A 20,156-nucleotide genomic window follows, 5' to 3' on the forward strand; every position below is an offset into this window, starting at 1 on the left:
TGAGGACCCCACACCATGAGCCGTGAGTTGCACCTTGGCGGATTTCTGATCGCCTCACCCGTCACCCACTCGCACGCCGCGTGGCGGCATCCCGGATCCACCACCGAGTTCTTCTCACCCGAGCACTATCACCGGGTCGGCCGGATCCTCGAACGCGGCAAGTTCGACTTCGCATTCTTTGCGGACCTGCTCGCGGCGCCACTACGTTTCGGTGACGACCAGTCCGAGCCCTTGCGGCGTGGCACGCAGGCTGCCGCCGCCCTCGATCCGTCGGTGGTGGCGGCCAGTATCGCGGCCGTGACCACGCACCTTGGTATTGCGATCACCAAGTCCACCACGTATTTCCACCCATACGAACTGGCCCGTGTCTTCGGCTCGCTCGATCACATCTCCCGCGGCCGGGTGGCCTGGAACATCGTCACCTCACTGACCCAGGCCGAGGCGTTCAACTTCGGACTCGACGAGCATCTCGGCCATGACGAGCGGTACCTCCGGGCCGAGGAGTTCGTCCAGACCGCCATCAAGTTGTGGTCGGCCTGGGACGAGGACGCGGTGATCGCCGACAAGGCAGGCGGCGTGTGGGCCGATCCCGGCAAGGTTCGCACGGTTGATCACAACGGGGAGTACTACCGGACCCGTGGCCCGCTGAACCAACCGCGATCACCGCAGCACCGGCCCGTGTTGATCCAGGCCGGATCATCCTCCACCGGTAGAGATTTCGCGGCGCGCTGGGCGGAGGCGATCTTCGAGATCGACCCCACACCCGAGGGTCGCCGCGCCTACTACGACGACATCAAGTCACGGGTGGTGAATGTGGGTCGCAACCCCGATCACGTCAAGATCCTGCCCTCGTTCATCCCGTTCATCGGTGAGACCGAGTCCATCGCCCGCGAAAAGCAGGCGTTCCACAATGAATTGGCCGATCCCATCTCAGGTCTGATCACGTTGTCGGTCCACACCGACCACGACTTCTCCCAATACGACCTCGATGCACCGCTCGAAGACATCACGGTCACCGGAACCCAGGGCCTCTTCGATGTGGCCCGCCGACTCAGTCAGCGGGACAAGTTGACGTTGCGCGACATCGGAAAGCTGTACGCCCAGGGTGTGCTGTTGCCCCAATTCGTCGGTACCGCCACCGACGTGGCCGACCAGATCGAAGCGGGCTTCACCGGTGGGGAAGCGGACGGCTACATCGTGTCGACCGCCCAGACCCCGGGCACCTTCAACGACTTCGTCGACTACGTGGTCCCGGAACTGCAGCGGCGCGGCCTGTTCCGCACCGAGTACACCGGTGACACCCTGCGCGATCATCTGGGCCTGGGCCACCCGAACGACAATCTGCCCCTCGACATACGTGAGCAGGGGCTCGCCGCGATCGGCTGACCGCAGCAGGTGTCCGTTGTTCCTCGGTGCCCGTCAACCCTGACCGGGACGGTTGAGCACACCGAGGAACAGCGGCAAACCGGTTGAAGTGTCGACGATCTGAAAGACGAATGGCCGGTCGGCGATGAACGTCTCCGCCGGGTCGTCCGGTTGTGCGGAGGTGACACCGACATCGACCTGGGTGGCCGATGCGGCAACCGTGCCTTTTTCGCCGACGGTGATCGAGGTGTTCTGTGCGGCGGCGGTCACCACCAACTGTCGGCTGATCGCGGTGAGGTCCGCGGCATCGGTGAACAGATCCCGGACGCCGAGCTCTTCGAGTGTGGCCTTGAGATCAACCTGACCGGCGATGTCCCAGCGGGGCAGACTCACCGCCACCGACGACTCCGGTCCGGACCGCAGCGCGGTGTTCGCATCGGTCAGGGCGGTCGAGCCCAATAGATCTTCCGGTGTGGACCCGTTGTCCGGCAACAAGACCTGCATGGCCAGGTTCTGTGAGTACGGCAGCCCGATCGCGGTCCATCCGGGGCCGCGACGCAGCGGCACGGTCAAGGTCTTGTTCATCGTGGCGACCTTGGACACCGAACCGCCGGTGGTGGTGAACTCCGCGGAGGTCGTGGAGTCCGGTGAAAACGGTTGCTGCCACGCGCCGGCGAGGAAGACGGTGGACAGCAGACTGATCACGGTTTCGGTGCTGTACTCGGTAGGGGTTTGTGAGATCTCGCCACCGGTGTTGATCGAAATCCACTGGTTGAGTGCTGATTCGGTCTGCGGCACCGAGAAGTCGACCGGGTAGACGCCGGTGCCGAAGCTGCGTCCGAGCACTTCGAGGTAGTCGGCACCGACCTCGAGGGAGTCGTCGATGAAGATCCCCGATGCCTGGTGGAACACCGGGGGCGACGGTGGGTTCTTCCGGTCGACGGTGCCGGGATCACCCGAAACCTGGTCGAGCTGACCGATCAGTGCTGCCACGGCGTCGGTATCGGGGACACCCAGTACGGAATCGAGTTCGGCAGCGGTGTTGCCACCGGCGCCGGCCCGCACCATCTGCAGCGTGACCATGGCCCCCCAGGGGGACACCACCGCATTGGCGGCCTGCTGTTTGTCAGCAGACTGGGCGCTGTGGATCATGTCGACCCCCAGATCGCTGGTGGACCTGACCAATTCGGTTGCCGTATCGCGGACCTCGTCGACGCCGATCTCCTCGAACTCGATGTCGGGAGCGGCGGTCAATTCCAGTGTCACCTCGGGTTGTTCGTCCGGGGCGCACGCGGACACGGCCAGTATCAGGGCGGCCAAAGCCGTGGTTCCGAGTCGCTTCACGTGTTGGCTCCACGGGCGGTGACGGGCCAGTGCGTCACCACGTCATCCGCGCCGACCACGACCAGCGCATCGGCGAGATTGACGGCGGTGCACACATGATTGGGGGCGATCCGGACCCGCATCCCCGGTTCCGGGGTGCGCGAGGCGTTCGAGAAATCGATGGTTGCGTGATGCTCGGAGAGTGCGGTGACGCGCGCCTCGGGTTCGTCGGGAAGCCGTCCGCCACCGCTGATCCAGGCCGGCTGGTCTGCCCCGAGGACTTTGCTCCCGACGTCGACGACGGCTTTTGCTCCGTTGCGGTGCACCACGGTGCCGATTGCCGTCAATGCCACATCGGCCATGGTAGCGACCCCGAGTTCGACCTGCTGCGCGTCGTTGAACACATAGACGCCCGGCCGGATCTCGGTGAGGACCGTGGGATCGGCATCGGATACCGAAGGCGTGGAACCGCCGCTGCGGATCACCGGGTCGATCTGGCGACTGCGCAGTGATTCGGCGGCCATTGCCAGGGCTCGCGATTCGGACCCGGCGGCATCGGACGGGCCACCGGGTCGGTAGCTGTGTCCGGGGAAGGTGAAGATCCCGAGCACCTGTAGGCCCGCCTCGACCGCGCCTGCTCCCACATCGCCGACCAGCTCCGGGGCGACACCGGTGCGGTGATGCCCCGAATCGACCTCGACCAGTACCGAGGCTTCGGGGAGGTGCGCTGCGAGTTGCCGTGCGCCGGCAACCGAATCGACCGCGAGCAGCACCCGCGCCCGCTCCATCACCGCACGCAGTCGTGCGGCCTTGTTCTCGGTCAGCCACAGTGGATAGGCGATGAAGAGGTCCGAGAAGCCGCCGGCGGCAAAGGATTCCGCCTCCGCGATGGTGGCAACTGTCAGACCTGTTGCACCGTCGTCCAATTGGCGTTGCCCCAGGATGTGTGACTTGTGCGTCTTCGCGTGGGGACGCAACCGGAGTCCGGCCGTGGCCGCAAAGGCCGACATGTGGGCGATGTTCGCGTCGAGCACCTGCTCGTCGACCGCGAGGAACGGGGTGTCGATCGCCGATGTCGCGGTCAGTATCCGACTGCCCCGATCGGGCTCGACCCGGCGAGCTGTGATGCGTTCCGTCATGTGAGGCAACAATGCCAGAGTCGGATTCGCGGCACCGAGGTAGTTCACCGCCATCGACCCAGGTCGAGGTGTGAGGGCGACTTGTCGATCGAAACTATGTTCGATACCATGGGTTATGGGCTGGCACAATGGCCCTCCGACCTGGTCGGAGATGGAGCGCGTACTGTCCGGTCGACCGTCCGACGGTGGCCGGTCCGGTGAGACATTTGCCGGTGATGGCAGTGATAGTCCGGCCTGGTCCCGCAAACGCGAACCCTATGAGGCCGGAGCGCTCAGCAGGGGTGTTTCTGCCACTCCGTATGCCGAATTGCATGCCCATACCTCGTACAGTTTTCTCGACGGTGCCAGTAGTCCGGAAGAGATGGCGCAGGAGGCCTACAGGCTGGGACTCGAGGCGCTGGCGATCACCGATCACAACGGCTTCTACGGGGTGGTGCGGTTTGCCGAGGCCGCCCGGGAATGGGAACTGCCAACCATCTTCGGATCCGAGTTGTCACTGGAACACGACTCGTCGCGGACCGGGATCGCCGATCCGAGTGGTTCTCACCTGCTCGTCCTGGCCCGGGGGCAGGAGGGGTACCGCCGCCTGTCGCGTCAACTGGCCGACGGACACATGGCGGCCGGGGAGAAGGGCTTGCTGCGCTTCGACATCGACACGCTGGCGCAGGCGGCGCAAGGACATTGGCTGATCCTGACCGGTTGCCGTAAGGGCGACGTGCGTCGCGCACTGGAGGCGGGTGGTCCCTCGGCTGCCGAGAAGGCGCTGCGTGATCTGGTTGGCAGGTTCGGCCGCGACAACGTGGTGATGGAACTGACCGCCCACGGTGTTCCCGAAGACGATGAGCGCAATGCCGCCCTCGCGCAGATCGCCCACCGGAATCGGGTACAGACCATCGCGACCACGGGCGCGCACTTCGCGGCGCCGGAGCGTCGGCGTCTGGCGATGGCGATGGCTGCGGTGCGGGCGCGGCGCAGCCTCGACGAGATGGACGGGTGGCTCGGTCCACTCGGTGGCGCGCATCTGCGCAGCGGGGATGAGATGGCGCGGTTGCTCGCCGCACATCCGGAGTCCCTCGACAATGCCGTCATGCTGGCCAAGGACCTGGCATTCGGGCTGCATCTGATCGCGCCGCAGCTGCCGCCTTTTGATGTGCCGCAAGGGTATACGGAGAGTTCGTGGTTGCGTGAGCTCACCGCGCGGGGGGCAGTGGAGCGGTATGGCACCCCGCAGGAGCATCCCAAGGCGTACCAGCAGATCGAACACGAACTGAATGTTATTGACTCACTGGGCTTCCCGGGTTACTTCCTGGTGGTGCACGACATCGTCTCGTTCTGTCGTGCCAACAACATCCTGTGTCAGGGTCGAGGTAGCGCCGCGAACTCGGCGGTCTGTTATGCCCTCGGTGTCACCGCCGTGGATGCGGTGAGCAACGGCTTGCTGTTCGAGCGGTTCCTGTCCCCGGCCCGGGACGGCCCACCGGACATCGATGTCGACATCGAATCGGATCGGCGCGAAGAGGCCATCCAGTACGTCTACCGGCGCTACGGCAGGCAGAACGCGGCCCAGGTGGCGAATGTGATCACCTACCGCGGTAAGTCGTCGGTACGCGACATGGCTCGTGCCCTCGGATACTCGGTGGGTCAGCAGGATGCCTGGAGCAAGCAGGTGCACCGGTATGGCGCTGCCCAATCTGTCGAGACCGACATCCCCGACGACGTGCTCGATCTGGCCGAGCAGATCAACGGCATGCCAAGGCATCTGGGCATCCACTCCGGTGGCATGGTCATCTGCGATCGACCGATCGCCGACGTGTGTCCCACCGAATGGGCGCGGATGCCCGGTCGTAGTGTGCTGCAGTGGGACAAAGATGATTGTGCCGCAATCGGTCTGGTGAAGTTCGACCTGCTGGGTCTTGGCATGCTCTCGGCCATCCATTACGCCATCGACTTCCTGGCCGAGCATCGCGACATCCACGTCGACCTGGCAAAGATCGACCTCACCGAAAAGGCGGTGTACGACATGCTCTGCCGCGCCGACACCGTCGGGGTGTTCCAGGTGGAGTCGAGAGCTCAGATGGCCACACTGCCACGGCTCAAACCCCGCACGTTCTACGATCTGGTGGTCGAGGTGGCGCTGATCCGGCCGGGTCCGATCCAGGGTGGGTCGGTGCATCCCTACATTCGTCGTCGCAATGGTCTGGAAGAACCGACCAGTGAGCATCCCTCGATGGAGCAGGCACTCAAGCGGACCCTCGGGGTACCGCTGTTCCAGGAACAACTCATGCAGTTGGCGGTCGATGTTGCCGGCTTCAGCGCCGCCGAGGCCGATCAGCTGCGGCGGGCGATGGGGTCGAAACGATCACCGGAGAAGATGGATCGACTGCGCAGCCGGTTCTACCAGGGCATGGAAGACCTACACGGGATCACCGGGGAGGTGGCCGATCGCATCTTCGAGAAGATGGCTGCCTTTGCCAATTTCGGTTTCCCCGAGAGCCATTCGCAGAGTTTCGCCTCCCTGGTCTTCTATTCGTCGTGGCTCAAGCTGCACCACCCGGCAGCCTTCTGCGCGGCACTGCTGAAGGCTCAGCCGATGGGCTTCTACTCGCCGCAGTCGCTGGTTGCCGATGCCCGCAGGCATGGGGTCAGGGTGCACGGACCGGACATCAACGTCTCGAAGCCCTATGCGGACCTGGAGAACGGCGGCCTCGATGTCCGGCTCGGACTGGGGGCGGTGCGCAACATCGGCATCGATCTGGCCGAGAAGATCGTGGCGCAGCGGGAGGCCGGGGGACCGTTCAACGGTGCTGCGGATCTGTCCCGTCGCTGTGAGGTGAGCACCCGGCAGTTGGAGTCGCTGGCCACGGCGGGGGCGCTGGAGTGTTTTGGGACCAGCCGCCGTCAGGCGTTGTGGGATGCCGGGGCGGCCGCTGCGGAGAAATCGGATCGGCTGGCATTGCACGAGGTCAACGGGTCACCGGCGCTGCCGGGGATGAGTGATGTGGAGATGGCCGCCTCGGATGTGTGGGCCACCGGTGTCAGCCCCGGAAGCTATCCCACCGAGTTCATCCGGCCCCAGCTCAAGGAGCTCGGTGTGGTCGCGGCTGCCGATCTGTTGTCGGTACCCGATGGTTCCCGGGTGCTGGTCGGGGGAGCGGTGACACATCGGCAGCGGCCTGCCACCGCCTCCGGGGTGACCTTCGTCAATCTCGAGGACGAAACCGGCATGGTCAACGTGGTCTGCTCGGTGGGTTTGTGGGCCAAATACCGCAAGTTGGCCCAGTCGTCGCCTGCCCTGCTGATCCGGGGCCGGGTACAGAATGCCGAAGGTGCGGTGACCGTGGTGGCAGAACGTATGCAGCGCATGGACCTTCGGGTCGCCTCCCGGTCACGGGATTGGGCCTGATTCGTCGAGTGTGCTGAAAGCCGTCGTTGATCATGGCGTAATAACCTGAAGTCGTGGAAAAACTGGTGGTGGTCACGGTGAAGCCGAACAGTCGTAAGGGCCCGTTGATCGAAACCGACGAGGCCGGTGCGCTCACGGTGTTCGTCCGGGAACCGGCCACCGAAGGCAAAGCGAATGCGGCTGTCGCGGCGTTGCTGGCCAAGCATTTCGGCGTCGCGAAAAGCTGCGTGTCGCTGGTCGGTGGTGCCGCTTCACGCGTCAAACGATTCAAAATCGTTGTTTGAGGCGCCACCCTAAGTTGCTTCGTATTTCTATCGAAAGATGTTGCAGCAAAACATAATTGGAGACAATTGACCTTGCGAACACGTGTTCGATCCGCTAGGCTGGAGTCAGTTGATCGCAGAGAGACTACTGACGAACAAATCCTCTTCCCAAGAGAATTGATCAACTTTCCTGTTGCTTCATGCCCGGAGGTGTTCTGTGGTGCGGCTTCTCGATATGGTCGATTCCCTGGTCGACCTGGTGCTACCCGACGATCCCCACGTGGCGCTGGGGATGACAAAAGATCTGATCACCCTACGCAATGCGACCGAGCATCAGCTCACGGTGTGCGCAGCGGTGATCGACGAGTCCGGCATCGCCCGCACCGCGGGGTCGACAACGGCTAAGTTGTTGCACCCGACGGCTCGGACGATCCGCGCACACTCTCGCAACGTCGCGCCGACGCATTGCACCAGCTGCTCGATTGCGGTGGTGGTGGTGGGCAAACGCTGGTGTCGGCGCCGCGGACCGAGGTGATGGTCACCGTTCCCGCCGACCATCCGCACGCGGCGTCCCTGCCGTGGATGGGTCCGGTCGCCGAGGCCACCGCCGCAGCGTTGGCCTGCGATTCGACGATCACGTCGGTGACCTGGACGGACTGTCACCACATCGTGCACTTCGCCGACGGCGGCGCCACCACACTGGAGAACGGCTGCCTGCTGTGCCGGACCTGCCATATGGCGGTCCACCACACCGACTGGGACGTGATCATGGGATCAGACGGCCACCCCTGGCTCATCCACCGGCCGACATCGACCCGCAGCGAAGACCGCTGCCTGCTTACAACAGGCGAACACTCACCCTTGCTGCCTGACTCTGTCGCAACTGGCTTCCCCTGTCGCACCCGGCTTCGGCCGGGACCGCGCACGAAGATTGACAACTTCATAGTGTGAAAGCGGTGGTGCGCTGCTGCTTGCGATGGCTGAACAGGCTGTTTGGACCCGGTGACGTCGGCCACCGCGGGCACGGGAACCACCCGGCGGCCGGAAAGAGCCTAACCTCGGTATATGACCACGAGAAGCACGTATTCGAGCAATCTCGACAAGCAAGCGTCGGGAGACGACCAGGCGAACGCCAAGCAGGTCATCGACTCCCACATCAAGGATCTGTGGGAATTGGAGGACGGTTGGAAAGGGGCCGGCTCGCTGGCACCGACGGCCCAGGCCAAGGCGTTCTTCGAGTCGTACTGGGACGGTCTGAGCAGCTCGTACTGGACCGAGTCCACACCGTCCGCCACCGTGGACGGCGGCCTGAGCATGCAATGGGCCCGTGACAAATGTGGTTACACCGCGGACATCCTGCCCGGTGGCGAACTACAGCTGACGGTCACCGCGCCTTTCGAGGCCGACAACGCCGAACTCATGATCGCCGAGCCGACGTCCGCCATGCTGCGCAGATTTGTCATGCGCGGTTTGCCCATCGACTGATCGCTGCCGGCCGGGGCTCCAACTCAGACGGCGCCGGGGAATCCGTGTTGACGCCAGGCTTCGTAGATCACGATGCTCGCGGCGTTGGCCAGATTGAGGGAGCGTCGTCCGGGCAGCATCGGGATGCGGACGGTTTCGGTGATGTGTGGGTCTGCCAGGACCTCGGCGGATAGTCCGGTGGGTTCCGGGCCGAACAGCAGGACGTCGCCGGCCTGATATTTGATGTCGGTGTAGAACGTGTCCGCATGGGCGGTGAAGGCGTACACCCGCTTGGGTGCCAGTGCGCCCCATGCCGCCAGCAGATCGGAATGAACACTCACCGTCGCCATGTCGTGGTAGTCGAGCCCGGCTCGTTTGACTTTCGGCTCGGACAGGTCGAAACCGAGTGGTTCGACCAGGTGGAGTTCGCAGCCGGTGTTGGCAGCCAACCTGATCGCATTGCCGGTGTTGGGTGGGATACATGGTTCGTGAAATAGCATTCTGAACACTCGCCAAGCTTGCCGTACCGGCGCTTCGACCCCACCGATGGGTGTCGCAAACGAGCCGCCTTTGCACAGACGAGCCACAAATATGTGTGGCTCGTCGTCGTATTCCTGGCTCGTTTGGGTGGAGGGAAGTGCCCGTGTAGACATGGGGCATGACTGATGTGGCACAGGGTGAACAGTTCGACTATGCCGACTTCTCCGGGGAGACCTGGGAGGACCGCGAGTTTGTCAGCTGTAGTTTTATTGAAGCGGACCTGAGTGAGTTGTCCACTCGTGCAGTGACGTTCACCGATTGTGACTTCACCGGCGCCAACCTCGGATTCTCGAAACACTCCTCGAGCGCATTCCGGAACTGCCATTTCGAACGCACGCACCTGAACAAGGTCGAGATGACGGACTGCAGTCTGCTGGGGTCGGTCATCACCAACTCGCGGGTCCGACCGATGAAGATCATCGACTGCGATCTCTCACTCACGTCGATCGGCGGTCTGGACCTCTCAGGTGTGGTGCTGCGGGGTTGCCGGATGCGGGAGGCCAACCTGGCGGACTCGAACCTCACCGGCGCCGACCTGGCCGGGTCGGATCTGTCGGGTGTCCGCGCGATCGGGACAAAACTCGGTCAGGCGAATCTGCGTGGTGCGAGAATAGATCCGATGCTCTGGCTGCAGGCCAAGGTCACCGGTTCACTCGTCGACCACGGTCAGGCGATGGAATTCGCGGCAGCACACGGACTCGACATCGGAGGCTGACCTGAGCAAGCCATCGATCTCTCCGGTGCGTTGGACGTCGACCCCTGCCACGACCGATGGCTGGCCGGAGCCGCAGGAACCCGAGATCACCGTCATCGATGTCGAATCCGACTCACCCGAAGATGTGGTCGTCGACGGCCGTGGGCGGATCTGGACGGGGGCGATCGGTGGCGACATCATCTGCATCGATCCCGACACCGGGCACTGGCAGGTGGTTGCCACCACGGGCGGGCGCCCACTCGGCATGGAAGTGCTTGGCAGGCGACTGCTCATCTGTGACAGCGAACGTGGACTACTGCAGATGGACCTCGACACCCACGTGATCGAGACGATCCTCGATGAGGTGGACGGTCAACGGCTGACGTTCTGTTCCAACGTGATCGTGACCGAGCACACCGGTGGCATCGATCCGCGGCCGCGGGTGCTCTATGTGAGTCAGTCCACCACGCGATTCGGTTACGAGCATTACAAAGCCGACATCATCGAGCACTCGGCGACCGGGCGGCTGATCCGGGTGGACCTCGATGACGATCTGCGGCCGACCGCCACCGTCGTTCTGGACGACCTGCAATTCGCCAACGGGATCGTCGCGCACTCCGGGGTCCTGTTCATCGCTGAAACCGGTGACCACCGGGTGCGGTCCTACGATCCCGCGACGGGGGAGCAGTCGATGCTCATCGATCGGCTTCCCGGATATCCGGACAACGCGTCGTTGAGCCGGGACGGACAGCGCATGTGGCTGGCGATGGCGGGTATGCGGAGCCGGCCGCTGGAGCTGCTTGCCGGACATCCATGGCTGCGGAGGTTGATCTGGCGGGTGCCGGATCGTTTCCTTCCGGAGCCGGTGTCCCCGCTGTGGCTGCTCGAGATCGAGTTGCCCAGTGGTCGTGTTGTCGCAGATCATCGGGCACATGTCCCGGGTTTCGGCCAGAGCACCGGAGTTGTCGAGGCCGGCGAAAAAGTGTGGATCTCGGGTATCGGATCATCGAAAATTGCGTGCTTCGACATCCGCTAGATCCATGGCCTGCACAACCTGTGGCCGCGACCTGAAATGATGGGTGTCGTGAGTGCAGCTGTGTTGGACGGAAAAGCCACCCGTGATGAAGTTTTTGTCGACCTGAAAGAGAGGGTGGACAAGCTCCGCGCCGCCGGGATCGTTCCCGGTCTCGGTACGGTGCTGGTCGGTGAGGACCCCGGCTCCCACGCCTATGTGCGTGGCAAGCACAACGATTGCGCCAAACTCGGCATCGCATCGATCCGCAGGGATCTGCCCGCCGACATCACCACCGAGCAACTCAACGCGGTCATCGACGAGCTGAACGCCGATCCGGCCTGCACCGGATACATCGTCCAGCTGCCACTGCCCAAGCATCTCGACGAGAACGCGGCGTTGGAACGCATCGACCCGGCCAAGGATGCCGACGGACTGCATCCGATCAACCTGGGCCGGCTTGTGCTGGACAGCTCCGGGACCTCGTCCGATGCTCCGCTGCCGTGCACCCCGCGCGGCATCCTGCATCTGCTGCGACGGTACGACGTGCCGATCGCCGGATCCCATGTGGTTGTTGTCGGCCGCGGTGTGACGGTAGGACGTCCGATCGGGCTGTTGTTCACCCGCCGGACCGAGAACGCCACTGTCACTCTGTGTCACACCGGCACCGCGGACCTTGCCGCCGAGGTCTCGCGCGCCGACATCGTGATCGCCGCAGCCGGCGTGGCAGGCCTCATCACCGCCGACATGGTCAAGCCCGGAGCCGCGGTCATCGATGTCGGTGTCAGTCGAACGGATGCAGGTTTGGTCGGCGACGTGGACCCCGCAGTGTGGGATGTCGCCGGATATGTCTCACCCAACCCCGGTGGTGTCGGACCGCTCACCCGCGCGTTCCTGATGGCCAATGTCGTCGAGCGCGCCGAATCCGCATTGTCGCGGAGCTGACCCGGATATGAGCAGCAGGTCGACCGCGGGCGAGGGGGAAGCAACCGGCGCACGGCGTGCGCGTGCTCGTCGCCTCCATCGCGTCCGGCAGTTGCGGTCGGTGCTGGTCCAGATACCTTTCATCGCTGTCATGGCGCTGATCGTGGTGGCCGCGATCTTCTTGATCTTCGACCGCTGGCGTCGAGGGACCTTCGTGCTCGGTTCGGCCGCCTTGCTGGCGGCGCTTCTCCGGGCGATATTGCCGACATCCCGCGCCGGTCTCCTCGAGGTTCGCGGACGTGTGGCGGACGTGTCGTCGATGGTGTTTGTCGGTGTCGCCATCCTCTGGTTGGCGACCTCGATCGACCCTTTGGGCACAGATTGATTACAATGGTTCCGTTGCTGTAATTGTCTGTTGACTTTGGTCGTGCCGAAACGTAAAAGTGCGGCCTCAGACAAGGGCGGCAGGGGGACTGTCCAACAACGGCAGTGAATGGATCAGGGGTGTGAAGTCGGCATCATCTGGGCCCCAACCGAGAGATAGCGATCGGAATGAGGACCATGAGTACGTCACTGGGTTTGTCCGCAGGCAGTGGAATGATCCACTGTGTCCTGCTGTCGACCGATGACAATGGTCGCCAGAGTTCGATCAACCGCGTCATCGACGTCGACCTCACCGATGGTCTGACCCGCGCCGGCCGCGTGAATTCCGGCATCGATCTGATGCTGGGTACCGCGCAGGACCGCGGGAGCAAGGTCGGGCCGATCGGCGTTGCGTATCGCACCGATGAGCACGCTCGCGAAATCGCTTCTCGTGGTACCGGTGTCAAGCGGCAGATCCAGTTGATCGCCGAAACAGAGGCTGTGGCGCACCAATTGGGTTCAACCGGCGAGATCAGCCGCTTCGCATCGGTGGTCGTCGTGGACCTGGGCGACACCGGGATGAGCATGTACACGCTTGATCCGGCGACCGGACGGATCAGTGACCTGCAACGGAGCGAGGCGATTTCGGGCGCTGCGCTCGATGCTCTGCTGATGCAGGATCACACCATCATCGGTCGCCTGCGCGGACGTCGCAGGTCCACGGTGCTGAGCGCATGCCGGACCGCGAAAGAAGAACTGTCCGTGAGTGAGTCGACCTCGCTGATGATCGGTGGCGTGTCGGATACCGGCACCCTGACCCGATCATCGTTCGAAGGTCTCATCCGGCCGATGGCGCAGGCGGCGGCTGCTGCCGTCTCCGAGTACACGGCGGCCTCCCGCCCAGAGGCCATCGTGCTCATCGGTGGCATTGCAAACATTCCACTGGTCCGCGACCTCATCACAGACGAGGCCGGTGTCGAGGCGGTGCTTCCGGACGGCCCGGAATCGGTTGCGGCGACCGGTGCCGCCCGCCTTGCCGCCGCGAGCACCCGGCCTGCCGGACTTGCCTTCATCGGTGGACGGCGTAGCCGGGACTGGTTGTCGGCGGCGCCGCTGGCCATGTTCGGTGCGTTGCTCGCGGGAGCGTTGATGACCGTGTACGCGGTCGGATCATCGCTCGCAGGCAACCCGTCGACACCGATCAAGTCCACGGAGGCTCCGACGGTGCCATCCGCAATCGCTGAAGCTCCGCCGGAGACAACGACCACGACCACCAACGCGCAGGTGACCTCCACGCTGACGCCGAAACCGACCGAGACCACGTGGGATATGGCACCACCGGTTGTCAATGGAAACCCCGAACCTGGTTGGGTGACAACCGAATTGCCGCCGCCGGTTTCTTTTTCGGATCCGCCGACGAGAACCCTGAGCCCGTCCCTGATCCCGTTCCCGTTGCCGAGCATCACGTGGCCGCCCAATCTCGACCCGTCGTCTCCGTCGTCCCCATCGTCTCCGTCGACTCCTCCGCCGCCGGAATCAACGACGCCCGATCCGATCCCTGAGGCTGAACCCGCTCAGCCGCAGGAGGGCACGCAGTCGCCGGCACCACCGTCCGCGCCTGCGCTCGTTGCCCCGGCGGATTCACCGCAGTCCGATGATCCGGCGTCAGGTACGGTGCCGACGTCGCCGCCGGCAACCTGACGATTTTCCGGTGCTGCCGCACCTGACCGACTGCCACGTGGGCCAGCCGGTCAGGTGGAGGTTATCAGCCACGCGCGAGGACGAGAGTCTTCTTGAGAAGGTCTGAGACCGCTTCGAATTCGGTCAGGAATCCGTCGTGGCCATTGGCGGAATGCACCACGTGCAATCCGTCGACGCAGCCGGACATGAGTTCGGCCAACTCGATCTGCTGACGCAGGGGATACAGCCGGTCGGAGTCGATGCCACCGACCACGACGGGTACATGGCAGCTCCGCAGGGCAGCTTCGATGCCACCGCGTCCGCGTCCGACGTCGTGGTTGTTGAGCACCTCGGACAGCACCACGTAGCTACCCGGATCGAACCGGCGGACAAGCTTGTCGGCCTGGTGCTCGAGGTAGCTCTGCACCGCGTAGCGGCCGCCGTGTAGCGGATCCTCTTGCCCCTGAGGGAGGTTGGCGAACCTCTGGTCGAGTTCGGGTTCGCTGCGGTAGTACATGTGCGCGATGCGGCGGGCAATGCCGAGACCTGACGTGGGGGTGCGACCGGTGCCGTGATAGTCGCCGTTCTGCCAGTTGGCATCGGCCTTGATTGCCGCAATTTGTGTTGTCTGCGTACCGATTTGGTCGGCTGATGCGCGAGCGCCCACGGCCAGGATCAAGCCGCTCCGCACTCGCTCCGGGTAACCGATGACCCATTCCAGCGCGCGGGCGCCACCCATCGAGCCGCCGATGACGGCTGCGACGGTATCGATCTGCAGCGCATCGAGCAATGCGACCTCGGCGCGGACCTGATCGAGCACGGTGATGTTGGGGAAACGTGAACCCCACACCTGCCCTTCGGAATCCAGTGATGCCGGGCCGGTGGAACCGCCGCATCCACCGAGGACATTCGCCGAGACGACACACCACTCGTCGGTGTCGACTGCGGCGCCCGGACCGATCAGCCCGTCCCACCAACCGGGGGCGGGCTGATCGGGACCGGCGGGTCCGGTTGCGTGGGAGTCGCCGGTCAGGGCATGCAGAGCCAGAACTACGTTGTCGCGGGTGGGCGAGAGCGTGCCCCAGCGCTGAAACGCCAGGGTCACATTCTCGATCTGTCCACCGTTGTCCAACGAAATCGGGCCGACCGGCACACTGGTCAGCTGCCCATCGGGCAGGGATTCCCAGTCCGGATGGATTCGTGGTGGCGTGTGCGGGTCGATACTCACCTCACTTGGCCGCAGCGAAGCCTGCATCGAGGTCGGCGATGATGTCGACGACGTTCTCGATGCCGACAGCCAACCGGACCAGGCCGGGGGTCACGCCTGCGGCCAGCTGCTCTTCAGCGATCAGCTGGGAGTGGGTGGTCGAGGCGGGATGGATGACCAGCGAGCGCACATCACCGATGTTGGCGACATGGCTGTGCAGGACCAGTGCGTCGACGAACTTCTTGCCCGCGTCCACGCCGCCGACGATCTCGAAGCCGATGATCGCGCCCTGGCCGCGCGGAGCCAATTCCTGGCCTCGCTTGTACCAGCGCGAGGATTCGAGTCCGGCGTAGGCCACCGACTCCACCTGCGGGTGCTCTTCCAGGTACTTGGCCACCGCCTGGGCGTTCGACACGTGGCGTTCGATCCGCAGGCTGAGTGTTTCCAGGCCCTGGGCGATGAGGAACGCGTTGAACGGCGAGATGGCGGCACCGGTGTCGCGCAACCACTGCACGCGGGCCTTGAGGGCGTAGGCCGGAGCACCGAGGTCGGCAAAGATCGCACCGTGGTAGCTCGGGTCCGGGGTGGTGAATCCGGGGAACAGGTCCACACCGTCACGCTGGCCCCGCCAATCGAAGGTGCCGCCGTCGACGATCACGCCGCCGATCGCGGTGCCATGTCCACCAAGGTATTTCGTGGCCGAATGCACCACGATGTCGGCGCCGTGCTCCAGCGGGTTGATCAGGTACGGGGTGGCGACGGTGTTGTCGACGATCAATGGCAGGCCGGCCTCGTGGGCGACGGCGGAGATGCCGGGGAGATCGAGGATCTCGTTGTTCGGGTTCGAGATCGTCTCACCGAACAGCGCACGGGTGTTGGGCTGGATGGCCGCGCGCCAGCTGTCGAGGTCTTCGGGATCTTCGACGAAGCTGACCTGGATTCCGAGCTTGGGCAGCGTGTAGTGGAAGAGGTTGTACGTACCGCCGTACAGCCGCGGGCTCGACACCACGTGACCGCCGTTTTCGACGATGTTCAGGATTGAGTAGGTCTCGGCGGCCTGACCCGACGCGACGAGCAGAGCCGCCACGCCACCTTCGAGGGCTGCGATTCGCTGCTCGACGGCGTCCTGGGTGGGGTTCATGATGCGCGTGTAGATGTTGCCGGGCTCGGCCAGACCGAAGAGGTTGGCGGCGTGCTCGGTGTCGCGGAACGTGTACGACGTTGTCTGGTAAATCGGCAGGGCACGGGCAGAGGTTGCCGAATCCGGGCTCTGGCCAACATGGACCTGTTTGGTTTCAAAGCTCCAGTTGTCAGCCGGATTGACGTCGGTGTCAGACATGTAGGACTTCTCTTTCATGGTCGGTAGACATCCAATTAGAGGGTCCGACCTTTCGGACCCCGCGCTTGCCGCGGCGAACCGCAACCTGGTCGTCACCCGGAGCACCCCACCGCGGTTGGAGGGTTGCCGGTCAGCTAGCCGGGGCTTGTCGCTGACACTCAGGACCTGGCCAAAAGGATATAACACGCGGTTCCTGTTCAAAAAAGCGTTCAGCGCACGGAGATTCTGCGATTCGCCACCAGCCGGATGCCCCTGTACTACGTTCATGCGATTGGCCATTGTCAATGTCCACCGTAACTTTGGTGAACTGCCTCGAAATGCTTGAGGCCGTCGGTGATTCGAAACAACTGGGGCTGCTGTGGGTGTGAGGACGAAGCCTGATCGCTCTGTTCCGAAACCGGCCGGCCGACGGGTGGCGGCGCTGGCATCCGGAGCGGCTGCGGTCGCGCTGCCCGTGTTGACCTTCCTCGGGAGTGCTCCAGGGCTCGCGGCCCAGGCGCAGGCGTACGACTGTGGTGACGGCGTCGTGTTCGTGGTGGCCGGAACCGACGATCCGAACTTCCTGCACACCATAGGGGTGGAGACCCGCTACAGCGCCCGGGGCTACGTGATCAAACGCGTCGACTATCCGGGGACCTTCTGGCCACTCGGTGCACAGAGTTACGACGAGAACATCGAGACCGGACAAGCCGCGCTCACCCAGGATGTGGCGACCTATCAGGCCAACTGCCCGGGCAACCCGGCCGTCATCGCCGGCTATTCGCAGGGGGCCCGGATCGCAGGCGATGTACTGGCCGACATCGCGGCAGGCAAGGCCGACGGCGTGACCTCGGTCGGAGTGTCGGGCGAGCTCTATTCCGACCCTCGGCGACGCGGCACAAACGACGGTGCCGGAGCCGAGGTCAACCTCATCAATGCGTATCCGGGCGCGATGCTCGATGGTTCGCGCGACGGCGACTTCGGCGACATACCGGTGTACTCGGTCTGCATCGATGGTGACCCGGTCTGTGACATACCCGACCCGCGGCGAGATCCGATCGGGGCATTGGACGCGTTGCTGGGCTTCTGGGTCAAGCACCACAACTATGGCGGCATCATGACGGCAGGCCCGGGGGCGGCTGTGGGCACCGACGGGATCACCGTCATCGAGGGTCCCGACGGTGCCACGGTGATCTTCATCGCCGCCGATCCCTCACTCACCACTGTGCTGGCGCAGGTCGGACTGCCTAATTTGCTGCGCCCGGTGATTCTCGATTTCCCCTATGCCGAAACGGAGGTCATCCGGCCGATCTCCCGCGCGATCATGGGCTTGCTGCCTGCGCTCCCGCAGCTCGGGCATGGTGCGTATCTGACCGACCTGTACACGGTCCGGGACGCGCTGTCCGGTGACCCGGCCGCGTGGGCCGCGATTCTCGGGAGCGCGGTCAGCATCGTCAAATATCCGGTGAACTTCGTTCGGGACTGGGTTGCGGTGATCGATGCCGTACTCGACCACCGTGACCCGGATCTCGGGTTCATCGCGGCACCGACGGTGCGCGCCATGGCGGATGCGGCATTCGGTGCGGTCTCCGCGGGCAGGGCGGACGTGGGGGACCCGGCCACTGACACCGCCCTTGCCGGTGCTTCTCAGAGGGCGCTCGCTGCGTCGTCCGTTGATCGCCCGCAGGCCTCTGCCGACGTCATCCCGGGGCCTGGTCGGCATCGGGCGCCCGAGGTGTCCCCGCCGGCTGTGTCGGATCCCGATGTGCCGGAAGCCGATGTGCCCGCCTCCGTACCGGTGTGGAACGGTCCGGCAACCTCCCACGCGGACCAGGGTGCTGATGACGACGGCCCCGACGTCGTTGATTCCACGGCAGGTCAGAAGCCGGTCGCTCCTGATCTGCCTGCTGTCGAAGCGCCTGCTGCGACCGAGACAATGGCCGTTGACATGTCGGCGGACCTCACCACCGCCTCGTGATCCGGCCCCTGCGCTGACGCCCCTGACCCGTCAGGTGATGGGTATGCTGGCAAGCAGTACGCCCGTTATATTTACTTTGTCCGGTGAGCGAGGTAACAGCCCGCCGGACTAGGTTGAACATGTTTGGGTGCAGGCGCGCCAGCTCATGAGTCGGCGTCCGAAAGCGGGGCACACATCGTCGAGGAGGACGCGTAGCCATATGGGCAAGATCAAGGTCGAAGGAACGGTCGTAGAGCTGGACGGCGACGAGATGACTCGGATCATCTGGCAGTTCATCAAAGAGAAGCTGATCCACCCGTACCTCGATCTGAACCTGGAGTATTACGACCTCGGCATCGAGGAACGTGACCGTACCGACGACCAGGTCACCATCGACTCGGCATACGCCATCCTCAAACACGGTGTCGGCGTGAAGTGCGCCACCATCACCCCCGACGAAGCTCGTGTCGAAGAGTTCGGCCTGAAGAAGATGTGGCGCTCGCCCAACGGCACCATCCGAAATATTCTGGGCGGCACGATCTTCCGCGCTCCGATCATCATCTCCAACGTCCCGCGACTGGTGCCGGGATGGACCAAGCCGGTCATCGTCGGACGTCACGCGTTCGGCGACCAGTACCGCGCGACCGATTTCAAGGTTGCCACCGCGGGCAAGGTCACCATCACGTTCACCCCGGACGACGGCTCGGCGCCGATCGAGCACGAGATCGTCCAGATGCCCGAAGAGGGCGGCGTGGTGATGGGTATGTACAACTTCAACAAGTCCATCGAAGACTTCGCGCGGGCATCGCTGAACTACGGTCTGCAGCGCAACTACCCGGTGTACCTGTCGACCAAGAACACCATTCTCAAAGCCTACGACGGAGCGTTCAAAGACATTTTCCAGCATGTCTTCGATACCGAGTTCAAGGCTGAATTCGATGCTGCCGGAATCCATTACGAGCACCGGCTCATCGACGACATGGTTGCTTCCAGCCTCAAGTGGGAGGGTGGATATGTCTGGGCCTGCAAGAACTACGACGGCGATGTGCAGTCGGACACCGTGGCCCAGGGCTACGGTTCGCTGGGTCTGATGACCTCGGTTCTGATGACCCCGGACGGCAGCGTCTGCGAGGCGGAGGCCGCGCACGGCACCGTCACCCGGCATTTCCGTCAGCACCAGCAGGGCAAGCCGACCTCGACCAACCCGATCGCGTCGATCTTCGCGTGGACCCGCGGTCTCGATCATCGTGGCAAGCTCGACAACACCCCCGAGGTGCGTGAGTTCGCCCAGAAGCTCGAGGACGTTGTCATCGAGACGGTCGAGAGTGGCAAGATGACCAAGGATCTAGCGCTGCTGGTCGGCGGCGACCAGGCGTACCAGACCACCGAGGAATTCCTTGGGGCACTTGATGAGAACCTGGAGGCGGCCATCAAGACCGGCTGAGCGGCCGGCCACGCGCCGATCGCATCACAGTCCGCCCCGGATGTCTCGGGGCGGATTGTC

18 protein-coding genes and 1 riboswitch are annotated in these 20,156 nt (G+C 64.1%); of the genes, 13 read left to right on the forward strand and 5 right to left on the reverse strand.

Annotation, left to right across the window (positions count from 1 at the left end; translation table 11 throughout):
- The first annotated feature begins 15 nt into the window (after positions 1-15).
- Positions 16-1,386, forward strand: a complete 1,371-nt coding sequence (locus AC1TQG_RS15740; protein WP_482138365.1) for an LLM class flavin-dependent oxidoreductase — start codon at positions 16-18, stop codon at positions 1,384-1,386.
- A gap of 33 nt (positions 1,387-1,419) precedes the next feature.
- Here AC1TQG_RS15740 and AC1TQG_RS15745 read toward each other — a convergent pair whose 3' ends face one another.
- Together AC1TQG_RS15745 and AC1TQG_RS15750 are read right to left on the reverse strand one after the other, a co-directional pair.
- Entirely contained in the window at positions 1,420-2,709 is a 1,290-nt protein-coding gene (locus tag AC1TQG_RS15745; protein WP_482138367.1) for a serpin family protein, read from the reverse strand.
- Entirely contained in the window at positions 2,706-3,827 is a 1,122-nt protein-coding gene (locus AC1TQG_RS15750; RefSeq protein ID WP_482138369.1) for an alanine racemase, read from the reverse strand. Before AC1TQG_RS15750 ends, AC1TQG_RS15745 begins: the two co-directional genes overlap by 4 nt.
- Positions 3,828-3,942: 115 nt before the next feature.
- Here AC1TQG_RS15750 and AC1TQG_RS15755 point away from each other — a divergent pair, with 115 nt between their 5' ends.
- From AC1TQG_RS15755 to AC1TQG_RS15775, 5 genes are all read left to right on the forward strand, one after another.
- The gene (locus AC1TQG_RS15755) at positions 3,943-7,230 is read left to right on the forward strand and encodes an error-prone DNA polymerase (protein WP_482138371.1); all 3,288 of its coding nucleotides are present in this window, start codon (positions 3,943-3,945) and stop codon (positions 7,228-7,230) included.
- 53 nt (positions 7,231-7,283) lie between these two features.
- Entirely contained in the window at positions 7,284-7,514 is a 231-nt protein-coding gene (locus AC1TQG_RS15760) for a DUF167 domain-containing protein (RefSeq protein WP_482138373.1), read from the forward strand.
- A gap of 199 nt (positions 7,515-7,713) precedes the next feature.
- A complete protein-coding gene (locus tag AC1TQG_RS15765) occupies positions 7,714-8,028 on the forward strand; it encodes a hypothetical protein (RefSeq protein ID WP_482138375.1) in 315 nt (104 codons plus the stop codon).
- Complete coding sequence (locus AC1TQG_RS15770) at positions 7,959-8,444, forward strand: HNH endonuclease (protein ID WP_482138376.1); 486 nt, start codon at positions 7,959-7,961, stop codon at positions 8,442-8,444. Before AC1TQG_RS15765 ends, AC1TQG_RS15770 begins: the two co-directional genes overlap by 70 nt.
- A gap of 114 nt (positions 8,445-8,558) precedes the next feature.
- A complete protein-coding gene (locus AC1TQG_RS15775) occupies positions 8,559-8,978 on the forward strand; it encodes a hypothetical protein (protein ID WP_482138378.1) in 420 nt (139 codons plus the stop codon).
- Positions 8,979-9,001: 23 nt separating this feature from the next.
- Here the strand turns inward: AC1TQG_RS15775 and AC1TQG_RS15780 are convergent, their stop codons facing one another.
- Positions 9,002-9,466: a tRNA (cytidine(34)-2'-O)-methyltransferase gene (locus tag AC1TQG_RS15780; RefSeq protein WP_482138380.1), complete on the reverse strand. Its 465-nt coding sequence runs from the start codon at positions 9,464-9,466 to the stop codon at positions 9,002-9,004.
- A gap of 149 nt (positions 9,467-9,615) precedes the next feature.
- Between AC1TQG_RS15780 and AC1TQG_RS15785 the strand changes: the two genes are divergently transcribed.
- The 5 genes from AC1TQG_RS15785 (at position 9,616) to AC1TQG_RS15805 (ending at position 14,191) form a co-directional block, all read left to right on the forward strand.
- Positions 9,616-10,212, forward strand: coding sequence for a pentapeptide repeat-containing protein (locus AC1TQG_RS15785; RefSeq protein WP_482138382.1), 597 nt, complete (start codon positions 9,616-9,618; stop codon positions 10,210-10,212).
- Positions 10,213-10,237: 25 nt separating this feature from the next.
- Positions 10,238-11,227: an SMP-30/gluconolactonase/LRE family protein gene (locus AC1TQG_RS15790; protein ID WP_482138384.1), complete on the forward strand. Its 990-nt coding sequence runs from the start codon at positions 10,238-10,240 to the stop codon at positions 11,225-11,227.
- Between the two features lie 48 nt (positions 11,228-11,275).
- The gene (locus AC1TQG_RS15795) at positions 11,276-12,148 is read left to right on the forward strand and encodes a bifunctional methylenetetrahydrofolate dehydrogenase/methenyltetrahydrofolate cyclohydrolase (RefSeq protein WP_482138385.1); all 873 of its coding nucleotides are present in this window, start codon (positions 11,276-11,278) and stop codon (positions 12,146-12,148) included.
- A gap of 7 nt (positions 12,149-12,155) precedes the next feature.
- Positions 12,156-12,512, forward strand: coding sequence for a DUF3017 domain-containing protein (locus AC1TQG_RS15800; RefSeq protein ID WP_482138387.1), 357 nt, complete (start codon positions 12,156-12,158; stop codon positions 12,510-12,512).
- Between the two features lie 176 nt (positions 12,513-12,688).
- The gene (locus AC1TQG_RS15805) at positions 12,689-14,191 is read left to right on the forward strand and encodes an Hsp70 family protein (protein WP_482138389.1); all 1,503 of its coding nucleotides are present in this window, start codon (positions 12,689-12,691) and stop codon (positions 14,189-14,191) included.
- 64 nt (positions 14,192-14,255) lie between these two features.
- On the opposite strand, the gene metX is transcribed toward AC1TQG_RS15805, so the two are convergent.
- Both metX and AC1TQG_RS15815 read right to left on the reverse strand, forming a co-directional pair.
- Positions 14,256-15,398 carry a homoserine O-acetyltransferase MetX gene (gene metX, locus AC1TQG_RS15810; protein ID WP_482138391.1) on the reverse strand — a complete coding sequence of 381 codons (1,143 nt, stop codon included), beginning with the start codon at positions 15,396-15,398 and terminating at the stop codon, positions 14,256-14,258.
- Position 15,399: 1 nt separating this feature from the next.
- Positions 15,400-16,716 carry a bifunctional o-acetylhomoserine/o-acetylserine sulfhydrylase gene (locus AC1TQG_RS15815; RefSeq protein ID WP_482138392.1) on the reverse strand — a complete coding sequence of 439 codons (1,317 nt, stop codon included), beginning with the start codon at positions 16,714-16,716 and terminating at the stop codon, positions 15,400-15,402.
- A 56-nt stretch (positions 16,717-16,772) separates the two neighbouring features.
- Positions 16,773-16,882, reverse strand: a riboswitch (SAM riboswitch).
- A gap of 198 nt (positions 16,883-17,080) precedes the next feature.
- Here AC1TQG_RS15815 and AC1TQG_RS15820 point away from each other — a divergent pair.
- Positions 17,081-18,673, forward strand: coding sequence for a cutinase family protein (locus AC1TQG_RS15820; RefSeq protein WP_482138394.1), 1,593 nt, complete (start codon positions 17,081-17,083; stop codon positions 18,671-18,673).
- Positions 18,674-18,872: 199 nt separating this feature from the next.
- Positions 18,873-20,096 (forward strand): NADP-dependent isocitrate dehydrogenase, encoded by a 1,224-nt coding sequence (locus tag AC1TQG_RS15825; RefSeq protein ID WP_482138396.1) that lies wholly within the window; start codon positions 18,873-18,875, stop codon positions 20,094-20,096.
- Positions 20,097-20,156 lie beyond the last annotated feature (60 nt).

Source organism: Williamsia sp. Y844, from assembly GCF_056786475.1.